A 20,630-nucleotide genomic window follows, 5' to 3' on the forward strand; every position below is an offset into this window, starting at 1 on the left:
AATTATACGTTCAATGCACAAAAGAATAATAGCAATATGTTTAATGGCCCTGGTGCTATTTTCATGTACTTCGACAAACAAAGTTCCAAGTAATAGTAACGACATCGTTGTACCGACAGCCAAATTTGACTTCACAGATACCATACCGAAAATAACCGTTCGGGATACATCTCTTGCATTCCCACAGATATTTGAGGGAAGTTTCTTTGCCGATACAAAAGTATTGCAATTCGGCACAGAAATAACTTTTGACAAGATAGCTGTAGGAAATCTAAAGGTATCATCAGGGCAGATTATCGCAACTGATCCCGTTACCCTAGGAGATGCAATAGCTTTTAGCGAAAATTTCTCTCTTGGTGAGTTTCCGGTCGAATTGGCAATGGCAAACATCAACGCCAATAAGGATCGAAGGGTCGCATTTTCACGGGTAAAATTCTCAGATGAGCCCATCCGAAAATGGGAGTTTGCCTTATTACCTAAACAGACTCCAATCCCCCTTAAATCCAAAGAAATCTATGGCTACGGAGTAGATGCAGGACTAGGTCTTTTCGTTGATCAAGCAGCAAAGAATAGTCTGGATACGCTGCTGGATGAAAATTGGAACAATATGTTTTCCGAAAAATTCGAGCATTATTTAAATTACAGCTTTCAGAATCAAAATGCCGCCTTTTTCTCCACGGGGTTTGGAGATGGTTTTTATGCTACTTACATCGGAAGAGATAGTTCAGGTAAAATTTGTCAACTATTGACTGATTTTAATATTGTACTGTGGCGGAATGTTGCAGAGTAGCGAAAGATTGAGCGTTTTATTTCTTTTCTAAGGAATCTAAATTAAGCTCGTAAACGTCCCCTAATTCACCACTGCATTTTATGAAGATATTCTTAGGAATCTCAGAAAAATCAATTTTGGTGATTAACGATCGGTCACATTCATTTTTAGTTGTGTTATAAAAGAACAGTTCATTCTTGTCTAACTTTATAGGTAGATCACTTGATGCTCCCAAAACATAATTCCCAAAGTATTGTTTTTTATTATCATATAACAGAATTGAACCTGAAGTATGTTTATTCGGGCCCCATACCCTACCCCAAGTTACTATGTAGTATTTTTCCTTGGCTTTCGTCTCTATCTCACCTAGATAGGCTACATCGACTTCATTCAGGTAATCCTTCTTATCACTCAGATTAAACCTGAATGTCTTCCCTACAACGTTTTTGGATAAAACAGACAATACGATCTCATCTGTATCTCGAAATTGTCTCGCGCAAGACAAACAAAGCAGAATAGAAATAATTAAAAGCTTATTCATACATCTAATAATTTTGCAATGCTAGAGAGTTAAGCTCAAGAAAATAATCGTCTGTTTAAAGACAATTAAAGGATTTTAGTTCAAAGTAGCAATATTCACAGACCAGTTTGATCTTTGCAAACTCTTCAGCGTATTCGTTCCAACCGTTATTTCTGATCCTGACCTTTTCACATTCATCACACCATGCTTGAAAATCGTCATCTTCACTAAGTTCCATCCCCTTATATGTTTCAAAAGCCTCCTCAAAACCTTTCGGATGCTCCACGTTAAGATGCCGACAAACAAACGCTGGCCTTGACCGCCCATGGATTTTGCATTCAACTTTTGCCTGGTTAAAATGGATAACTTCCCGCGAATCTTCTTCCAAAACAGCGGTAATTAGAAGATAGCTTTGAAGTTTTTCGGTGGGAGCTCTATAAACTCCTATCCCCTCCAAAATGGCAAATGATATCGCAGCAAACTCCCAACAATCATATTCATCGGCCGAGAAAGTGCCTGCTGTCAATTTCGGGTAATCGTTTTCAATGCCAAGTTCCCTAACAACAGATGTTCTGTCCTTATTGGGTTCAAAACTGTGATCATTGAACCAACTCCACATCCAAGTTTCTGATGTAAGCGAAAAGGTACCAATGGGGATATATTTTAGATACAGTTGATCTGTATCGTCATTGTATAACCGCAAGAGTGCAAGTTCTGCATCATAATACCAATGCTGATAGCTGCCGATACTCAACTGCTCCATAAACCTCTCCTGGATCTGCATAAGTTCCCGACATTTTTTACCGGCAAACTGTTCGTAATCTATTTTCAACGTTGTGTATCTTTTATTTGTGGCAATTTTTATATTATTTTGAGCTTATCATCTTGGTTCATTTACCAATTAGGCTACAACGGTTGTCCTCATCTATTATGTGCCGCCCTTCTTCGCTCTGTCATTTTTTTCTAAAGAATTTTATTTGTTCAAGTCTCACGTTGGCTTGCTCCTCTGTATATTCCGCTTTCGGCAATTGCTCAATTGATTTATAGTTACCAAAACGCATTACTTTAATATTTGGACCTTTCGAAAGTAAATTAAATTCATTGCAATTGTTACATTGAATAATATTCCAACTATAGTCCGGAATACCTTCTTCTTTTTTTATAATGAATGTCTCAAGTTTTGAACCACATTGAGTACAGTCTTGAGATAAAATTTCAACTATATTGTCTTGTCCTTCGAAAAATGAAGTCAATTTAAATAGTGTATTAAGCACTTTGCCATAAAGCCATCCATTTAAGTTGTCTTTAAAGTCAACTGAAACAACCTTTGAAAGTTTGTCGAAATAATCGCAGATAAATTCACGCTCTTCTGTATCATAATCTGAACGATCAATGCTGCCCAACGATTTTTTTAATACGCTTTTGAGTTGTATTGGTTTATAATCGGAATTTACAGCTTCAATTAAATTATTAGCACAATCGTTGAATAAACTTTGAAGTCGGTCGCAGGTTTCACTATCAGATAGTTTTAGTCCCCGTTCTTCCCAAGCAGAAATAGAAAACTTGTCCCGCAGTATAAAGGCATTTAATTTATTTAGTGTTGTCTGTTTGTTTGTCATTAAAATTGTCAGTTTGGTATTTAATCTTTCGGCCTGTTAGGATTGCACTTGCTTAATATTCTTCCATGAAACCAAATTACATAAAAAAATGGACTGTTTCTGCTGGACGCTTATATTTGCAGGTTATTGCTTTGATTGACTTTATTGTTTTTCTCTCCATGAATAATGAGAATTTTGATTTAAAATATAACCGTGTTTATTTTTCTCAGCCCATTATTCATAATTATGTGCCCACCTCCCCATTCCCAAAAAGGATGCTGCGACTGAAATAGAGCGATTACATGGATTGATGGGAAAAGGAATGATTACACAAACAGAATTTGAGTGCGCAAAGCGCAAGCTTTTATGAGAATAAAGTTGCATATTATTAGCTTTCCAACAAATTCTGTATTTTTGTATCAGTCCAGAGCAACAGGAATATCAAACCTATTTGGATAAATAACCAATTCTTTGTGCATGAGGAGTATTATAGTTTTGAAAAAACGCCTGACATACACTATTACGAATTTTTCAGTATAGGCCCAAAAGGTAACATAAGAAAAGTAATTCAGTTTCAACAGATCAATATTGAAGAAAACGTGTATAATCTTGGGTTTGGAGATTTTGATCCTAGTACAAAAGAGATAAGTGATCTAACAACGACAAATAATTTAGATACAAAAAAGGTCCTTACTACTGTAGCTAGAGCTGTCTTAAACTTTATTCATAAACATCCTCAAGTCATCGTAATGACAAAAGGTAGTAAGGCATCCAGAACGAAATTGTATCAAATGGGAATAGCGGAATTTTGGGAAGATATTCAAGAAATATTTAAAGTGAAAGCCTATTATAAAGACAGGTGGGAATCCTTTGAGAGAGGTAAAAATTATGATGCGTTTTTTATATTTAAAAAATAATAACGAACTTTGTATTAGGAGGTTTAAAACATGAGTACAAATACGAATAAAAAAGATAAAAATAATCATGATATGACGGCTCAAGATCGCCAAAATATTTATAATACATCTTCATTTTTTAAGAAAAAAAACGAAGATGCTATTGATTTTCTGAAAAAACATCCTATACCTAAGGAGTATATCCGAAAATAGAATTTTGCGTTAAATTTGGTATATTTCCGAAATCACGCCACCTAATACCAATTTGACAAGAGTCCCATCTTCAACCAGTGTATGTAGTACCTCATGTAATTCCGATTCCTCTAATTATCTATTCCATATACCTTGTTGGTCAAAATAAATTCGCTGATTTTCCATAAAGAAAATTTTATGGGATATTCATTGGTTGGCATAAAGTCAAATTCACATACTATACCGTCTTTCTCTAAACGGCAGCCCGCACCATGAAACTGGTAATTGAATCCACCAATTTGTCCCGAGCGATTTCGACTGCTCTTTTGTTCAAATTCATCCATATTTGGAGAGAACTGATATTTGAAATCGTTTATGAAAGTGACATAATCGTTCAATACTTTCCTTATAACTAGATTAATCATGTTGCATCAAGATACAAATTAGATATGTAAATTAGCTACTGAATTATATATTAATAAAATGGGGATTTTATCGGTTCGTAAGTTATCATTTACATGTATTTTATCAATAGGCCTGTTATCGCAGGCTTTCGGTCAGTCCCTTGTTTTGGATGACTCAATCGCGGATATTCCTCCTCACATGATTGAAATATTTCCTGAGCCACTTTATGGCACAAACGGATTTAAAAATTGGATTTTTAAAAATTATAAGATACCAACGGCAGCCAAGAAAGCAAAAGTAAACGGCAAACTGATGATCAATTTTACGATTGAGAAAGATGGACGGCTCAGTAATTTTCGGATAACCAAAGATATTGGTTATCAAACCGGTGAAGCATTAATAACATTGATTCGAAAATCAAGTCCATGGAAACCGGGATATCAAAATGGATGTGCGGTAAAATGCGGCTATACATATCCCCTGTCATTTAGTAATGGTGAAATAAAATTAGATAAGGATATACAAAAAGACAAAGATGAAAATCCATATTATTAGCGACCTGCATAGAGAATTTGGATACAACGATATCAATCTGAAATTAGCAGACGTACTTATATTGGCTGGAGATACGGATCTAGGGGTAAAAGGGATCAGCTGGCTCAAATCACTTTCATTGGATATACCGATCATCTATGTGCTGGGAAATCATGAGTATTATAAGGGCGCATATCCGAAAACACTATATAAAATCAAAGACGCTGCAAGCAATTCAAACATCCATGTGCTGGAAAATGAATCTTTGGAGAGCAACCTCGTTTGTTTCCATGGCTGCACACTCTGGACTGATTTTTCGTTAAAGGGCAATCCTGCTGCATATGGATCGCTTTGTCAAAGCCGTATGAATGATTATAAGAAGATCAGATTAGGTGACAATTATGTAAAATTAAGAAGCATCGATACGTTTAGAATCCACCAAACTTCGAGACAATGGCTGATGGAAAGTCTTAGTGTCAGCGAAGCAAAACATAACATCGTAGTGACGCATCATGCTCCGAGCATGCGATCCTTACCAAAGAAGTATTTGGACGATCCGATCAGCGCCGCCTACGTCTCGGATATGGAAGCCTTTATCTTAAAGCATCAACCCTCCTACTGGATTCATGGTCATATACATACTCCCGTAAATTATAAAATCGGTAACACTGAAATTATATGCAATCCACACGGCTATATCAATGAACCGTATAATGGGTTTAATAAGAACCTTGTTATAGAGATATGAACAAAAAACAACAATGAGAATGGAACAAATCGACGTCCTATGGCAGGGAAAAGTTAATCAATTTCCATATCGGATATATAGATCCACAACGAAAAATGACGTTGAAACGATGAAGGATTTTGAGGAACTAGGTCTCATGACCCGTCATCATGATGGGTACATTCGTGAAATAGCAATAGCGAAACTAATGAATCTTTTTCCCTCGGAAAGCATTCCATATGTAGTGCAGCTATTAGGTGAGTATGTTATGGAAATCCATTTGACCATTATTGCATGCATTACCCCGCAGCAAAAGAGTTGGATCAAAGAATTCTTTACTGAAAACACATTATATGAAAGGGCGATCCGAAGTAGAATAATAAGCTATTGGAATTGTTACTACAGATTTGACTTTATCAAATTGAAAGATTATCCAGCTTTCCAGTTTTTCTCTGATTGACTTATAATCAATGCGACAACTATTAATATGAAATTACCTATTGAGTATAGTCTTCAATCTTTCGCGTATAGTGATCAATCAAATGTTGTTCAGCATTATCCAACAGTTGAAGTGAATCAATTTTAATATCCCTATCAAGAAATATCTTTTTCCATTTTGCTATTGTATATCTAGAACGGTACGAGGTGGAGAGGATCACCTGATCTTCCTCTGCAATGAATATCGTATTAAATGTATCTACAGCAGCACTACTGTATACATAAAAGCCATCAGTTGCCTGCTCTAAATGCCTATGTGGATTGGCACGTACCATGACACCGTCTATATCTAAAAGGAAAATCATATTGCACGAAGCTAATGATTAATTTGGCTCTTCCACTCCACCCGTTTGCAATTTAAGAATAAAAAATACTAGCCATAGATGGATAGTCCATCCTAATTTTGTAAATTAAACGTATAAGCCATAGCATGAAACAGTTCATAAAACTATTCCACATTTCTGCCCTTACTATCCTCGTTACTGGTTGCAAGGATCCATCTCGCACAAAGACAATGGATTTTGGTCTATTTACACTTGAGGTTCCCTATAAATGGCAACAAGTCAAACAAAACGGAATCGACAGTTATGTCGGCGCAATTGCTGTAGACAACAACGATACGCTTTACTTCGATCTGGGGATGTATTCCAATAGTTTGACAGAGCATAACATAGAAGTCATTACCAAACAGATGATGGAGGAAAGTGCAACGGACTCTTCGGACTATATTATTGTAAAAGATATGCCGATATTGGATTTGGATCTCGATGCTGATCTTTACAGAAAACAAAATGTATCCTGGGATACTATTGATAACAGAAGAGCGAAAATCGTATTTCCGAGAATATCCGGAAAAGGAAACACCGGAGTGTACATCGGCAGCCTATGGGGAGACTCTTCAAAAGTCCGATTTAACCTTCATGGTTCAAACCTGAAAGCGCAAACTGAACAGGATCTTCTTAAATCGATAAAGACATTGAGATTCCACAGACGTAAAGTAGATAATGAAGAGAATTAACGCACCACTATTTGTACATCTCAGTTCTATGGCTTTAACATTTTATGTTGTATTAACAGACGGAGATTGTCTGAGGTATTTTACGGGGAGTTTAAATTTTAACCTGATTATTTTTGGATTTCAAGTTGAAGCACTTATTTATGCAGGATACCTACAAGCGAAAAGAAATAGAAAGATATTCTCTATATTTTGGCCAGCATTGATTGGACTACTGATGTTAATATTTTGTATACTCATAACAGGAAATTATCAGTTTAACACAAATATAGGTATCACCATTTTATGGCTAATTCCTGAGGCTTATTACATAGCATATGATGGTTTAATAGCTCATCTCATCAAGGAAATGCCACTCCCATTGAATATAAATTGGCAATTTCAAGCGAAATGCATCTATATTATTCTCTCAGCCATATCTCCCTTGATCGGATATACTTTCTTTAAATTGAAAAAGAGTGACGCAATTTACTTTACACTTCCCAAAACTCAGAGCTTTTCAACCTCTTCAACAGAAAATCCAGTGCCTTTAGCAATATCAGCTATAGGTAGCCCCATTTCCTTAAATGCTTTGGCAGTCTCAAGAGCTTTTTTACGCTCTCCTTCTGCTAGACCCTTAGCGTGACCTAAAGCTTCTCCGGATTTCTTGGCCGAATTAAATACGCTCTCAGCATCACGCTTATGTTTTAAACTTGCTTCGTATGACATTAGCTCCTCCTCCGTTAATTTACCTATCTCTCCTATCTCAAAGATAAGACCAAATATTCTTTTATCCAAAAACGTTGGCAATCTATCCATGGTACTCAAATGTTTAAGTAAGTACAACCACTGATCCATAACTGTCTTTAGTTCTTCTGGCTGTTTATTAAATAATGGGAGCGAAATCATTTTATATCCCAATTTATCATAGAATATTTCTTTGGTCAATTTGTCACACAGCGCCACATCATAGAAATAAGGGCGTTCTGTGACACGGGATATACCGGAACCTCCATTTCTATCCATGTCAAACTCCAAAATACCAATAAAGTAAACCTCAGGTAGGTAATAATCACTACCCTTCTTACCTCGCGCTAATTGTTTATTGATGAGACGTGAGGTATAGTACACCGCGCGGTCCTTAAAAAATTCTTGAAAGAGCTGCTGCATCTCAATGATGAAAACCTCACCATCGCTGCCGATACAATGTAAATCAAATACAACACGACGCATTTCCTCATAATCACCATCATGTTCTACAGGCTTATATCTTAGATCCGAAATTATCTTCTCTCCATGAAATAGACTATTGAGAAACTCAATCAGTAAGATTTTGTTTTCCTCCCTACCAAAATAAAATTTCCAACCGAAATCGGTACGTGGATCTACATACTTACCCAAATGTTTTTTTGATCTAGACATAATGTTTAAAAATTGGTTATCAGGCAAATATACAATAATAAATTAAAAATTACTAAAATAATTAGCAAAAAAAACACGGACAGAAAAGTAATCCCCTTTCTAACAACTTTAATTGGACGTGCCGTAAAATGCGGCTATACATACACCCTATCATTCAGTGATGTTGATTTAAAAATACAAACAGAAGAGGATTTTCTCAAAGCGATAAAGACATTGAGATTCCACAAAAATAATTTGGATAATGAAGAGAATTAACAGTCACCTATTTGTATATATCTGTTTTATGGCTTTTGTATTTATATGGTACTAACAAATCGTTTCTGCCACCACATAGAATTCAAAAGATAACCTGTTCCTTAGTAAGCCAAACAGCATATACGGAAAGCTTATAAATTAATTTTATTGACCACGTATTTGATAAACCAATTTGGAAGCTTGTTTTCTGGCAATAAAATGGCGATCCCTCCTTGCAATACTTCCGTTATCAAAACCATTGTTTTGCCAGAGTTATCAAATAATTAAGCTTTTTCGCAAGCTTTATTGCAGGTAATAAATTGGTCAGCGTACGATAGTACCTGTCGACGATTTTATCCTCTGCCACACCATGGCCGCCTTTTTCCTTTCTAATTTCAACGCGGAAAATATTAATCAATCGATTATCCAAGTAAACAAAATAAAGATAAGTCCTAAATTTTCTTTCACTTGCTTCATCGATTTCCACCAGTTTGGATGGATGACTCATTACGGTCTCAAACGAATAACTGATACCATTTTCTAGTAAATGATAACGTATGATAAAACTTTTGGCAAATGCGCTTATATCAGTCTTTTAGTTGCATTTCCTTGAACGGATACACTGTCTTTAAATGGAAACGAGCACGTTCTATACGTAAACGGGTATCTATGGGAGATAATATTTGGATGGGAACTAGTACAGATTCGACTTGCTGAAGGAAATAGTTTTTTCAGTATGAGTTTCAAATTTGATTCTGACCAGTCAGAATTTTATAGCAAAGTGCATGATAGTTCTATAATCAAAAAATGAGCATTTAAAATTGAAATCTCATTTTGCTTTAATTTTATCTCTATGCTTTCGACCAAATTTAATTAAAGCATTGGCAAAATCCTACCTTTCTTTAGCATAGGCGGTAAGCGCATAAAAAAAAGTCATGCTGAAACTTTAAAAAATAATCAACTTTCCGACTTTAAACGATTTAAAATCAGAGAACGCAGAAGTTCTTCATGTTCATCTCCCCAGCGTCCCAATGCAGAAATAATCGGAATCAATGTCTTGCCGAAATCCGTAAGACTATATTCAACTTTTGGCGGTACAACAGGATATATTTTTTTTGTAATTAATCCGTGGTCTTCCAACTCCTTTAACTGAATATTTAAAACCCTACGCGAAGCATCCGGAATTTTACGCTGCAATTCGCTTGGTCGTCGATATCCCTGATCAATAAACCAGAGCAAACGTATTTTCCATTTGCCGTAAAGCACTTCACCGATCAGATCAAGACCACAGTTCAGGTTCGGAATTATTTTTCTCTCATACATATTCCAAAATTAAAGGTATGTTCTGAATTGCACAATAGGGGAAAAATTTATCCCTATATGAATCGTATTTCCGTACTTGTGCTAACTGTTTTTATAATCCAATTTTGTCCTATAAACAATTCGTAAAAATGGAACAATTCAATTTCAACAATGAATTATCAGGCAAAATAGCTTTGGTGACCGGCGGCACTAAAGGTGCCGGAAGAGCAATTGCAGAAAGACTGCTACAGGCTGGAGCAACAGTGATAGTAACCGCAAGAAACGCACCTGAGAAAGAAAACAGTAACCTGCATTTCATCGCATCCGATTTGAGTAAAACAGAAGGTGCCCAAAACGTAGTTAGCGAGGTACTTACTAACTATGGAAGATTGGATATTTTGATAAACAATCTTGGTGGGTCATCAACCCCCGCCGGCGGGTTTGCGGCACTCAGCGATGCGGATTGGGAATATACGCTACAGGCGAATCTTTTGGCCCCGATTCGTCTAGATAAAGGATTTTTACCGCAAATGATCGATCGGAAAACAGGCGTTATCATCCATATAGCTTCAATTCAGGGGAAATTGCCTCTATATGATTCGACTTTGCCGTATGCCGCAGCAAAGGCAGGACTGCGTAACTACAGCAAAAGTTTATCGAATGAAGTAACTCCAAAAGGTGTTCGTGTACTGACTGTTTCGCCTGGATGGATCAATACCACAGCATCGGAAGCATGGCTGGGCGAAATTGCAAGAAACACCAAAAGTACAGTAGAAGAAGCGCAGAAAGGCGTAATAAACGCTTTGGGTGGAATCCCTTTCGGAAGACCAGCCGAACCTGAAGAAGTGGCTGAACTCGTTGCTTTCCTTGTTTCACCGAGAGCCAGCTATCTAACAGGAACCGAATATATAATCGATGATGGAACAGTACCAACAATTTAATATTATTTAAAAATAAAACATATGAACTTACCGAGAATAATTGCCGAGTTAGTAAAAAAACAAAACAACTTCGATAGTGCAGCTTATGCCCGATGCTTTACAGAAACCGCGGTAGTATTTGATGAAGGAAAAACCCATAACGGTAAAGCGGAAATTGAACAATGGATAGATAAATCCAATAAGGAGTATAACGCTACTATGGAGCCATTGGATTATGACGAAAAAGAAAATATGCTGTCCGCGGAAATTTCTGGATCTTTTCCTGGAAGTCCAGTCATTTTAAAATTTCATTTTCAGTTGTCTAATGGGCTTATTCAATCACTCAAAATTACTGAATAGAATCTTAAACAATCCGATTCAAAAAAAGCTGAGGTGTTTACTCCAGCTTTTTTTGATAGCCAAAGTATTTAAGATACCATTAGTAAGATACCATACTTCGCCATCAAAATCAAAGGAATGATCTCATTCATTTACCCTACGTGGCTTTTAATTCAAAATGATTAATACGCGAAAATGTTCGAATCCCTTCGTATTTATGTATATTCGCGGGGATAAAAATCAAATAGTCATTTACAAAGAATTAAATACGACCAAAATTTGATGTCCATTTTTCCAGTCATAACATCAGTCTTATCAGAGAAGAACTTAGGTGAATTTATTAAAGATAAATACGATCTCAGAGAGGGATTTCAGTGTACATTATTCCGAACAGGTGTAAATCATACTTACTTTATCTCTGACAAAAAAATAAAGTATGTAATAAGAGTCTATTGCCATGGTTGGAGAACCAAAACTGAAATTCAAGAAGAATTGTGGCTTCTTAAACTGTTGAAAGAAAATAGTGTTTCTGTTTCATTCCCTATTCCAGATAAGGAAAATAATCTGATACAAGAAATCAATGCACCTGAAGGGCAGCGCTACATTGTACTATTTTCATATGCTGAAGGAAAAAAGATGAGATTTATGGATAATGAAACTTGTTATGAAATGGGATCTCTAATGGCAAGGTTTCACACCATTACTTCAAATAAAAACATAAATAGAACCAACTATAATTCAGAATTACTTTTAAATAAATCATACGAATTATTAAAGCATTATTTCGCAGAGGATTTGAGCGAGATGCAATATCTTAAAGAAATAGGTCTTGAAATCTCCAATACATTTCGAGAAATAGAACAATCAGAGGTTAAGAAAGGAATAGTTCATCTCGATATTTGGTATGATAATGTAAGTGTAAATAATAAAGAAGAAATAACCATTTTCGACTTTGACAATTGCGGTAATGGCTTTTTGTTTTTAGATATTGGTTATTTCTTTATCCAATTATTTCACATAGAGATAAATAAAGAAAGCTATGAATCAAAAGTTGAAAGCTTCCTTAATGGTTACCAAAAGGTAAGAGCGATTACGAAAAAAGAAATTAAACTAATTCCAGAAGCTGGGGCAGCTATTTTTGCTTTTTATCTCGGCGTTCAAGCACAAAGGTTTGATTGGTCGAATATCTTTTTGACGGAAAACTACCTAAAAATGTTTGTTAAAAGGATAAAAACCTGGAAAGAATATTATACATCAAAAAAGTAACTGTGGCTAACAATGGCAATACACTGTAAGTGACCATTGACTTATCAACGATGGAAGTAATTCGATATTGAGTTTGAAACACATCTCAATTCGCTCAATTACGTATAGCATTGTATCACTAAGTATAATTTTCAGGAGTTTTTGTAGTCTTTTGCAGAATATAAATTTTATTTGACACAATTTTTAAACCATTTTTTGGATTTTAGTATTAAACAATTGTTGCTCATCTGTCGTTAATGGATTGACGCATACACACAATTTTTCAATCCTGAAAATTTCATTGTCCTACGCTTTCAATACATATGCCCAACCAGTAGAACTGGTCCCTAAATCAAGTCCCAGTATTCTTTTCATCATTTGATCAATTTGGTATAGTATTATACGATACTAAGGAAAATATTCTCTTATTTTACGGCAAGCCATAAGCACAGGTTTTTTAAATAACTCCATTAATGGGCTGTTATTTTCACGTACATTGATAAGTGCGCTACAACCAGGATATCTATGATAACCAAATGATTATGCATAAATTTCAAAAATAATTCTCGGTTTTCTACTGATCTATGAAATCGGAATATGGTTCGCAAAGGAAATAAAGAACACTTCACCCAAGTGCCAGCTCGTAAAAGCGATGAATTATGCTGCTGACGAGTGGAACAGCAGTCATGAACCTTCAAATTTGTAAAAGGTTTTACCTACATAAAATCTCTAATATTATTCTTTATATCACTTTTAAAATTTATATTTTACATAAAAAAGCAAACGATATGTTATCCACAGAATATTATTTTAACAAATATTTTCTGCAACTCAGCGTATTTGCATTTCCATGGGTTGGCTCAGAGGAAATTGCAAAAGACATCGTGCAGGACGCATTTATCGTTCTAATGGGTAGACAGGACTTGCTACTAAAGGGAGAGCCCGTCATTAAAAGCTTCCTCTATAGCGCTGTAAAAAATTTAGCGATGAATATCAAGCGAAGAAATGTGGTATTTGATCGTGTACGGAGCGAATTTAATACTGACCAGCCGGATGAAAACGATATCCTGGATAATTTAATAAATGCAGAATTGATCGGAGCTCTTCACCGGGAACTCAATGAACTGCCCGAAGGTTGTCAACGAGTCTGCCGCTTAATCTATCTGGACGGAATGAAGTACGAGGAGGTGGCACAGGAACTCAATGTTTCGGTAAATACGGTAAAAACACAACGGATGCGTGCGATAAATCTGCTAAAAAGGAAATTTCTAAGCATACTTTTTACGTTTTTTATACTCTAACACACAACGCTTTACAAATAATACTCCACTTTTTTCAATGGATCGATCACCCATATCGATCCTTCAAGTTATTTAGCTTATGAATTATGATAAAAACCGACAAAATAGTATTAGCAGAACTGATTGCTCTTCTATTAAAAGATGGTGAGCTACCATCCGACAAAGAAGACCAATTAAAAAATCTCTTACAAAAATATCCCAGCGCAAGGGATAGCTTGTCTCGTCGGCTATCACATACTGATATTTATGCTCCATTTGATCTTCGCAAAACAGATGTAAACCAAGAATGGCTAATCACACAGCAAAAATTCACGGCAAAGAAGACTGTTGTACAACCAAAAAAAAAATACCTCTCCTTAAACAAAATACCGTACAAAGTTATTGGAATAGCGGCTGCTGTAATACTTGCCCTAACACTGTTATGGCAAAAGCAACAGCGCGAAAAGTCGGTAAGCTATTTAATTCCTGACAAGATATATGGACACAAAAATGATGTTCTTCCCGGTGGAGCAGGTGCAATTTTAAAAATTGAGGGGAGAAAAGAAATACGATTAACCGAAAAAAAAGCCATCCAATATTTTGCTCAGGGTATCGAATTAAAAGATGGGCAACTTGTATACGCATCCAACTCAACAGAAAACCTACGTAATACCTTAATAGTTCCCAAACGGTCTACTATGGTATTAACCCTTAGCGATGGCACTAAAGTGTGGGTAAATGCTGCCTCAGAGCTCAGCTATAAAGCAAATTTTGATAAAAAAGAGCGGAGAGTAATACTAAAAGGTGAAGCCTATTTTGAAGTTGCGAAAGATGTACATAGGCCTTTTATCGTTGAAACAAATCATATCAATATACAAGCGATCGGAACAGCTTTCAATGTAAATTCCTATCGTGCAAATACGAGAGTATCATTGACAGAAGGAAAGCTTAAAGTCAGCAACGAAGAACACGAAATCTATATGAATGCCGGTAGCGAGACGCAGATTATCGAAAAAAAACTAAAAACTTTTCCTTTAGCCAGTAAAGCCGAAGCCACAGCCTTCAAAGACGGTTATTTTTATTTTAAAAATAAAGATATGCAACAGATACTTGATGAAATAAGCCGCTGGTATGGAATTCAGGTCGATTGCAAGATCCCTTTAAATAATGAACGATATGAAGGTAGCATGAAAAGAGATGTAACGCTGGCGGAACTTTGTAATGTACTAAAAGATTTGACAGGTTATAAATTGACCATTGACAAGGATAAACTAATTGTAAACAGATAACTAATTGTAAACCGATAACTAATTGTAAACCGATAAACTTATTAAGGAGGACTTTGTATGTAAAAAAGCGAAAAACCTAAATTAATATGATAAAAATGCAGAAGTACGGCAAATACTCCTGCATCGAATTTGAATTAACACTGATCATAAACCATTAATTCTATACCAATTTATGAATAATTTATTTTATTCAAAAGGGACCTTATGTCCCGTTGACAAAGGGAAAACTCTGAACCATTTATTAAAAATGAAACTGACAGGAATCTTATTGGCGACATCTATGATGGGCGCCTACGCTTCAAGCTCCGCTCAGATTACTTTACATGCCCAGAATACCAGGATTGAAACTGTACTGGAAAGCATTACCAAACAGACTGGTATACATTTTATCTTTAAAGAAGGATTGCTGAAAAATGAAAAAGCAACCGTTGAAATCACAGCTGTATCACTCGATAAGGCCTTGGATCAAATTTTCAAGAGTAGCGCTTTTTATTACATGTTACATCGTGGCACTGTTGTTATCAAGCGTAAAAATGAAGATATTTCTTTGCCAGAACAAAGTACCTCCGGCATATCCAATCTGCAGCAACAAGTCATAAAAGGAAAAGTACATGATACCAAGGGAAATCTATTGTCTGCTGTCAGCATCCTGCTAAAAGGTTCCAATACAGGAACTTCGTCGAATACGAAAGGAGAGTTTCAACTGACACTCCCCGATGGCAAAAAAGGAACCCTGATTTTTAGTGCAGTCGGATTCAAACAGCTTGAAATCCCGATTAACAACAAATCGGAGCTCAATGTTATTATGGACGCGGATGAAGTGGGACTTGATGAAGTTGTGGTTGTTGGCTTCTCCGAAGTAGACAAAAAACACATCGCATCTTCCGTATCCCAAATGGATATGGAGAAAATTAAAAATCGCCCAATTTTTAAAATGCAGGATGCTTTTTCTGGAACGATCCCAGGAGTCACAATGATGCGCGGAAACAGTATGCCAGGAAGTGTTCCGGGTACCATCTCTATTCGCGGAATAAGTACCTTACAAAATGCAGATCCCTTGGTCATCGTCGACGGTATGGAACAGAGCATCCACGACATTGACCCCAATCAGGTTAAAAGCATTACCGTTTTAAAAGATGCCGCCTCAGCCTCCATGTATGGTTCCCGTGGTGCAAATGGTGTTATCATCATCGAAACGGAGCGTGGACAGACGGGACAATTTAAAGTCGTTACCAACAACTGGTTTGCAGTCAACAAACCGATTGATCTTCCGAAATTTGTCGGTGCTGTCGATTTCATGAAATTGCGAAACGAAACCTTAATCCAACAGGGGCAACCTGCAATCTACCCCGAAGAAACAATTAACCAATATGCCTCCGGAGAATTAAAGCAGGTCAATTGGCTCGATCAGGTCATGGAACGGACTTCGACAGCGATTAATAATAACGCGAGTATATCCGGGGGTGGTGGCGTTGGTACTTTTAATTTAATGCTCGGCCATATAAAAGAAAATGGCCTCAATAAGATTGAAGGTACTCAAAAGTTTTCAGCCCGCTTCAATACGAATATTAACATCGCCGATAAATTTGTATTGATGGCCGACTTCTACGCACACCGTTTACAGGTAGATCGATTATTGGCAAATGATGACGGACACGGCCTTTATAAACAGGCTTGGCGCTTGAACCCAACGCAACAAATTTTTTATGATTCTGAACTTCCCGAACACTATATTCTGCATAACAATATCAACCCAATTGCTTCAATAAAACACGGTGGTACAAAAAACAATATGTATGATCGCAGTACAATCAACTTACGTCCCAAATATAACATCAACAGCAATTTTAATATTGAAGGAAACGTATCCTACATGATTAACAAATCGGCCAATAAACAAAAAAGACTGACCTATAAGTTTTTTGATGAAAATGGTGCTCCGGCAGCAATTTGGGGAAATGATGTCAATGCCTCACAAGGTGTTAGTGAAAGCCAGCTTACTGCACGGATGCTGATTAACTTCAACAAGGAGCTCCGCCAGGACAAAGACAAGATCTATCTTACTGCAGGGTCAGAGGTGATGAATTATACCTTCACTGATTTTAGAGAAATTAGCAAAGCTTCATTTTTCGGTAAACTAAATTATTCTTTTAACAACCGCTATATTTTGGAATTAACCGGACGTTCAGACGGAAGCAGCAAGTTTGCCCCTGGTCATCGTTGGGGATTTTTTCCTTCGGGAGCTTTCGCCTGGAACTTACATAACGAACATTTTTTCAAACCTATTCTCGAGTCGGGTGTAGTTAGTAATGTTAAGTTACGGGCGTCTTATGGACTTATAGGAAACGAAAATGTAGCGCCATACCTCTGGCAGGAATCTGTAAACACCTGGGGCTGGACAATACGTGTTCCCAATCCAAATTTCTCCTGGGAGAAACAGAAGCAATGGAACCTGGGCCTAGACGTCAATGCATTTAAAAATAGACTATCCTTTACTGCTGAAATTTATCATAAAAATTCATACGATCTTATTTATGATCAATTTGCCGTTCCTCCGCTCACGGGATCAAATAGTCTTGAATCTGCAGTCAACATCGGCGCCGTGGAAAATAATGGTTGGGAACTATCGGCAAGCTGGTCAGACAAAAAGGACGATTTTTCGTATACCATCGGTGGAATGCTTTTTGATAACCGCAACCGAATGCTCAAAGCTGGTTACAATGAAAACGATAGATTGATCTTTAAAGGCGATAATAACCGAATATGGTACAAAGGTGTCCCAATCAACAATTATTATGGTTTCCAGTCTGATGGCTATTTCCAAACGCAGGCGGAAGTGGATGCAACGCCTGCTAAAATGCCAAATTCAAAACCTGGAGATATCCGCTATGTAGATAAAAATCAGGATGGTATTATCAATGATGAGGACCGAAGCTACCTGGCAGACCCTCTTCCCCATTATAACTATGCTATAAATCTGGACTTTCGGTATAAAGGCTGGGATTTCTCTGCATTGGGTCAGGGGATCGGAAAGCGCACGGGCCGCTTGATTGGGCAAGAAGCCTATCCAGTTTATGTTGACGGAAATAGTAACGACCTCGGCGCACCGCGTGTCGAATATGTAGCAAACCATTGGAGTCCCGACAATCCGAATAGCCGTTTCCCACGTCTATGGACAGGCCCAAGCCCTAATACGCTACTCAGTGATGTTTGGCTTAGCAATGCAGCCTTTTTCCGCATCAAGTCTCTGCAGCTTGGCTATACATTTCCTAAAATCGGCAAAAGCATAAAAAATTTTAGAATATATGTTAATGCACAAGATGTGTTCACGTTCACGAAATGGGAAGGCCTTGACCCCGAACGTATTGATGTCGATAGCCCTGGAACAAATGACGGGAACGGAAATTATCCGCGTATGGCAACCTACAGTGTCGGACTGAGTGCCAGTATTTTTTAAAAACTATGCTAATGAAAAAGAAAATTTTAACCTTGATAATTGCGCTAGCAACGTTAAGTAGCTGCGAAAAATTTCTTGATAAACGAGATCCTACCGCAACATCTTTCGACGAGTTCTTCAACACCGAAGAAGATCTGCGCCGGGTAGTATACAGTAGTTATTTGGATGTTTTTATGGAACCTGGCGATCGCCGCCTACTCTTTTATATGTCAGATGGTCGTAGCGATAACGCCTATGCTCGAATAGAGACAGACCACCATATGGTCATTGCCAATGGTAATATGACAAGCAATGCACGCTTGGCGGAGTACTATTGGACATTATATAATAAACACGTGGGGCGGATCAATACGTACATCGCTAATATTGATATTCCCTATGTGGAAAATGAGTCGATAAGACAGAAATATAAAGCAATCTTAGAGGCACTCCGTATCTGGCATTATTTCAGGATCACTGAAGTTTGGGGTGACGTACCTTTTGTCCTAGTACCGGTTACCCTTGAAGAAGCTACACCTCCAGTAACGCCGAAAGCTGAAATACTGGACAAGCTATTTGAAATGAGCAACGATGTAGCAAACAGACTCCCTGAAAATGAAGGTACCACAAACGCCTATATGTTCAACAAATACTCCTTCAAAACGTTGATCATGAGGTACGCTCTTTATAATGGACGTTATGATCTTGCCGCAACCCTTGCGAAGGAAATAATGGATAGTGGAAAATACCAACTTCACCCTCAATATGCTAGCCTATTCAATTACCAGGCAGATAAAACCAATAAGGAGTTTATCATCAAATTTGACATGGAAAGCCACAATAATTCTGCTACAAATTCCTTCGAGCATCTTGCGCCACAATATAAGACTGGAAATGGACAATCTTATGTTGTTCCTTTGAAGTCGTTGGTCGATAGCTATTGGACACTACAAGGGCGGCCAATTGATAAATGCCCCTTATATAGTAAGCAGGAATATGAGCTCAACCCCAAATTAAATCGAGATCCACGTTATGCTGCTAGTATTTTCGGACAGGGCGACCTATTCAACAAAGAGAAAATAGATATTTATGACTCAAAGAGTCTGTTCTATTATCAAAACTTGCGGAGCAGCCGATCTGGTTATTGGTTTAAGAAATTTGTCGATGAAGCTGATGCATTTCGGACGGGAGGTAATATGTACTTTCCGCTGGCTCGTTATGCTGAAGTGTTATTGACCTATGCCGAAGCCAAAATTATGTTGAATAACGTAGATGAATTAGCGAAAAGCTGTATCAATCAGATTCGACAACGTGCAGGACTTGATATGAGCGTAGCGGATGTCAATCTAACGGTAAAATCTCAACAGGAATGGATCGACTTAATTCGCAATGAGCGAAGGGTCGAATTTGCCGGTGAAGGCCTGCGCTATAGTGATCTCCTGCGATGGAAAACAGCGGAAGTGGTTCTTAATCAACCTGCATTGGGTCATATGCGACAAGGTACAGAAGGTAAAACTGATGTGCTTAAAATTGAAGACAGAAAATTTTTGAAACATCAATACCTCTGGCCTTTCCATGAGAGTAGCTTTCAAGTCGAACCTAACCTAATCCAAAATCCAGGATATTAAGGGAGGTCTATAAAAGAAGAGTAGCGATCATAATCGCGCTACTCTTCTTTTCCTATAACCCTTTAATTTATTTTCAATGATTTATCGATCAACATTCTTAATATGCTGCAATTTTTTATTCTTGCAGACTACCTGCTTTAACCATTTATTTGTGCGGAGTAATAGCAACTCAACTTTTTGCTTTTGACCACACACTTCACATTCGAACTTTATATCGTCTTTCATCAAATATCGTCCTTTACCCGCTTACTGATCAAACAATTTGGATCACTGATGGCTGGAAAACCACAACGAATGAGTCAGATAGAACATCTACCCCGACAGCTGTCACACCTATTGGCCGTTAATTCGTTTGATACTTTTACTATAAATATCTATTTTCTGGCAATTGCTGGCCTTCTA

At 37.1% G+C, this 20,630-nt stretch carries 23 protein-coding genes; 15 read left to right on the forward strand and 8 right to left on the reverse strand.

Annotated elements, in window-relative coordinates; translation table 11 throughout:
• The first annotated feature begins 13 nt into the window (after nt 1-13).
• Nucleotides 14-790, forward strand: a complete 777-nt coding sequence (locus tag B3E00_RS09065; RefSeq protein WP_293938203.1) for a DUF4241 domain-containing protein — start codon at nt 14-16, stop codon at nt 788-790.
• Nucleotides 791-806: 16 nt separating this feature from the next.
• On the opposite strand, the gene B3E00_RS09070 is transcribed toward B3E00_RS09065, so the two are convergent.
• From B3E00_RS09070 to B3E00_RS09080, 3 genes are all read right to left on the reverse strand, one after another.
• Entirely contained in the window at nt 807-1,310 is a 504-nt protein-coding gene (locus B3E00_RS09070; protein WP_293938205.1) for a hypothetical protein, read from the reverse strand.
• A gap of 55 nt (nt 1,311-1,365) precedes the next feature.
• Nucleotides 1,366-2,121 (reverse strand): DUF6882 domain-containing protein, encoded by a 756-nt coding sequence (locus tag B3E00_RS09075; RefSeq protein WP_293938207.1) that lies wholly within the window; start codon nt 2,119-2,121, stop codon nt 1,366-1,368.
• Nucleotides 2,122-2,242: 121 nt separating this feature from the next.
• Nucleotides 2,243-2,908 (reverse strand): DUF4844 domain-containing protein, encoded by a 666-nt coding sequence (locus tag B3E00_RS09080; RefSeq protein WP_293938209.1) that lies wholly within the window; start codon nt 2,906-2,908, stop codon nt 2,243-2,245.
• Nucleotides 2,909-2,973: 65 nt separating this feature from the next.
• Here B3E00_RS09080 and B3E00_RS09085 point away from each other — a divergent pair, with 65 nt between their 5' ends.
• The 3 genes from B3E00_RS09085 to B3E00_RS09095 all read left to right on the forward strand — a co-directional run bounded on the left by B3E00_RS09085 (nt 2,974) and on the right by B3E00_RS09095 (nt 3,996).
• Nucleotides 2,974-3,180, forward strand: coding sequence for a hypothetical protein (locus tag B3E00_RS09085; RefSeq protein ID WP_293938211.1), 207 nt, complete (start codon nt 2,974-2,976; stop codon nt 3,178-3,180).
• A 180-nt stretch (nt 3,181-3,360) separates the two neighbouring features.
• On the forward strand, nt 3,361-3,804 hold the full coding sequence (locus B3E00_RS09090) for a DUF6934 family protein (protein ID WP_293938213.1): 444 nt from the start codon (nt 3,361-3,363) through the stop codon (nt 3,802-3,804).
• 30 nt (nt 3,805-3,834) lie between these two features.
• Entirely contained in the window at nt 3,835-3,996 is a 162-nt protein-coding gene (locus B3E00_RS09095) for a hypothetical protein (protein WP_209581852.1), read from the forward strand.
• Between the two features lie 110 nt (nt 3,997-4,106).
• Here B3E00_RS09095 and B3E00_RS09100 read toward each other — a convergent pair whose 3' ends face one another.
• Entirely contained in the window at nt 4,107-4,400 is a 294-nt protein-coding gene (locus B3E00_RS09100; protein ID WP_293938216.1) for a DUF6896 domain-containing protein, read from the reverse strand.
• A gap of 58 nt (nt 4,401-4,458) precedes the next feature.
• Here B3E00_RS09100 and B3E00_RS09105 point away from each other — a divergent pair, with 58 nt between their 5' ends.
• From B3E00_RS09105 to B3E00_RS09115, 3 genes are read left to right on the forward strand one after another with little or no spacing between them, the layout of a single operon-like run.
• Nucleotides 4,459-4,935 (forward strand): energy transducer TonB, encoded by a 477-nt coding sequence (locus tag B3E00_RS09105; RefSeq protein WP_293938218.1) that lies wholly within the window; start codon nt 4,459-4,461, stop codon nt 4,933-4,935.
• Nucleotides 4,916-5,662: a metallophosphoesterase gene (locus B3E00_RS09110; RefSeq protein WP_293938220.1), complete on the forward strand. Its 747-nt coding sequence runs from the start codon at nt 4,916-4,918 to the stop codon at nt 5,660-5,662. The genes B3E00_RS09105 and B3E00_RS09110 overlap by 20 nt, the downstream gene beginning before the upstream one ends.
• Before the next feature lie 19 nt (nt 5,663-5,681).
• Nucleotides 5,682-6,101, forward strand: coding sequence for a hypothetical protein (locus B3E00_RS09115; protein ID WP_293938222.1), 420 nt, complete (start codon nt 5,682-5,684; stop codon nt 6,099-6,101).
• 37 nt (nt 6,102-6,138) lie between these two features.
• Here B3E00_RS09115 and B3E00_RS09120 read toward each other — a convergent pair whose 3' ends face one another.
• Entirely contained in the window at nt 6,139-6,444 is a 306-nt protein-coding gene (locus B3E00_RS09120) for an HAD domain-containing protein (RefSeq protein ID WP_293938224.1), read from the reverse strand.
• Between the two features lie 125 nt (nt 6,445-6,569).
• Between B3E00_RS09120 and B3E00_RS09125 the strand changes: the two genes are divergently transcribed.
• Nucleotides 6,570-7,157: a hypothetical protein gene (locus B3E00_RS09125; protein ID WP_293938226.1), complete on the forward strand. Its 588-nt coding sequence runs from the start codon at nt 6,570-6,572 to the stop codon at nt 7,155-7,157.
• 486 nt (nt 7,158-7,643) lie between these two features.
• Here B3E00_RS09125 and B3E00_RS09130 read toward each other — a convergent pair whose 3' ends face one another.
• The 3 genes from B3E00_RS09130 to B3E00_RS09140 all read right to left on the reverse strand — a co-directional run bounded on the left by B3E00_RS09130 (nt 7,644) and on the right by B3E00_RS09140 (nt 10,112).
• Entirely contained in the window at nt 7,644-8,555 is a 912-nt protein-coding gene (locus B3E00_RS09130) for an Rpn family recombination-promoting nuclease/putative transposase (RefSeq protein ID WP_293938228.1), read from the reverse strand.
• 484 nt (nt 8,556-9,039) lie between these two features.
• Nucleotides 9,040-9,276 carry a hypothetical protein gene (locus B3E00_RS09135; protein ID WP_293938230.1) on the reverse strand — a complete coding sequence of 79 codons (237 nt, stop codon included), beginning with the start codon at nt 9,274-9,276 and terminating at the stop codon, nt 9,040-9,042.
• Nucleotides 9,277-9,746: 470 nt separating this feature from the next.
• Nucleotides 9,747-10,112 (reverse strand): winged helix-turn-helix transcriptional regulator, encoded by a 366-nt coding sequence (locus tag B3E00_RS09140; protein WP_293887865.1) that lies wholly within the window; start codon nt 10,110-10,112, stop codon nt 9,747-9,749.
• Between the two features lie 128 nt (nt 10,113-10,240).
• On the opposite strand from B3E00_RS09140, the gene B3E00_RS09145 reads away from it, so the two are divergent.
• The 7 genes from B3E00_RS09145 to B3E00_RS09175 all read left to right on the forward strand — a co-directional run bounded on the left by B3E00_RS09145 (nt 10,241) and on the right by B3E00_RS09175 (nt 20,228).
• On the forward strand, nt 10,241-11,032 hold the full coding sequence (locus B3E00_RS09145) for an SDR family oxidoreductase (RefSeq protein ID WP_293938232.1): 792 nt from the start codon (nt 10,241-10,243) through the stop codon (nt 11,030-11,032).
• Between the two features lie 21 nt (nt 11,033-11,053).
• Nucleotides 11,054-11,371, forward strand: a complete 318-nt coding sequence (locus tag B3E00_RS09150) for a nuclear transport factor 2 family protein (protein ID WP_293887863.1) — start codon at nt 11,054-11,056, stop codon at nt 11,369-11,371.
• Between the two features lie 261 nt (nt 11,372-11,632).
• On the forward strand, nt 11,633-12,616 hold the full coding sequence (locus B3E00_RS09155) for a phosphotransferase (protein ID WP_293887862.1): 984 nt from the start codon (nt 11,633-11,635) through the stop codon (nt 12,614-12,616).
• Between the two features lie 767 nt (nt 12,617-13,383).
• Nucleotides 13,384-13,896, forward strand: coding sequence for a sigma-70 family RNA polymerase sigma factor (locus B3E00_RS09160; protein ID WP_293938234.1), 513 nt, complete (start codon nt 13,384-13,386; stop codon nt 13,894-13,896).
• 86 nt (nt 13,897-13,982) lie between these two features.
• On the forward strand, nt 13,983-15,164 hold the full coding sequence (locus tag B3E00_RS09165; protein WP_293889160.1) for a FecR family protein: 1,182 nt from the start codon (nt 13,983-13,985) through the stop codon (nt 15,162-15,164).
• A gap of 172 nt (nt 15,165-15,336) precedes the next feature.
• Entirely contained in the window at nt 15,337-18,621 is a 3,285-nt protein-coding gene (locus tag B3E00_RS09170) for a SusC/RagA family TonB-linked outer membrane protein (RefSeq protein ID WP_293889159.1), read from the forward strand.
• Between the two features lie 11 nt (nt 18,622-18,632).
• Nucleotides 18,633-20,228, forward strand: a complete 1,596-nt coding sequence (locus tag B3E00_RS09175) for a RagB/SusD family nutrient uptake outer membrane protein (protein WP_293889158.1) — start codon at nt 18,633-18,635, stop codon at nt 20,226-20,228.
• Nucleotides 20,229-20,630: the final 402 nt, after the last annotated feature.

It is taken from the genome of Sphingobacterium sp. UBA5996 (assembly GCF_002429765.1).
Lineage (GTDB): Bacteria > Bacteroidota > Bacteroidia > Sphingobacteriales > Sphingobacteriaceae > Sphingobacterium.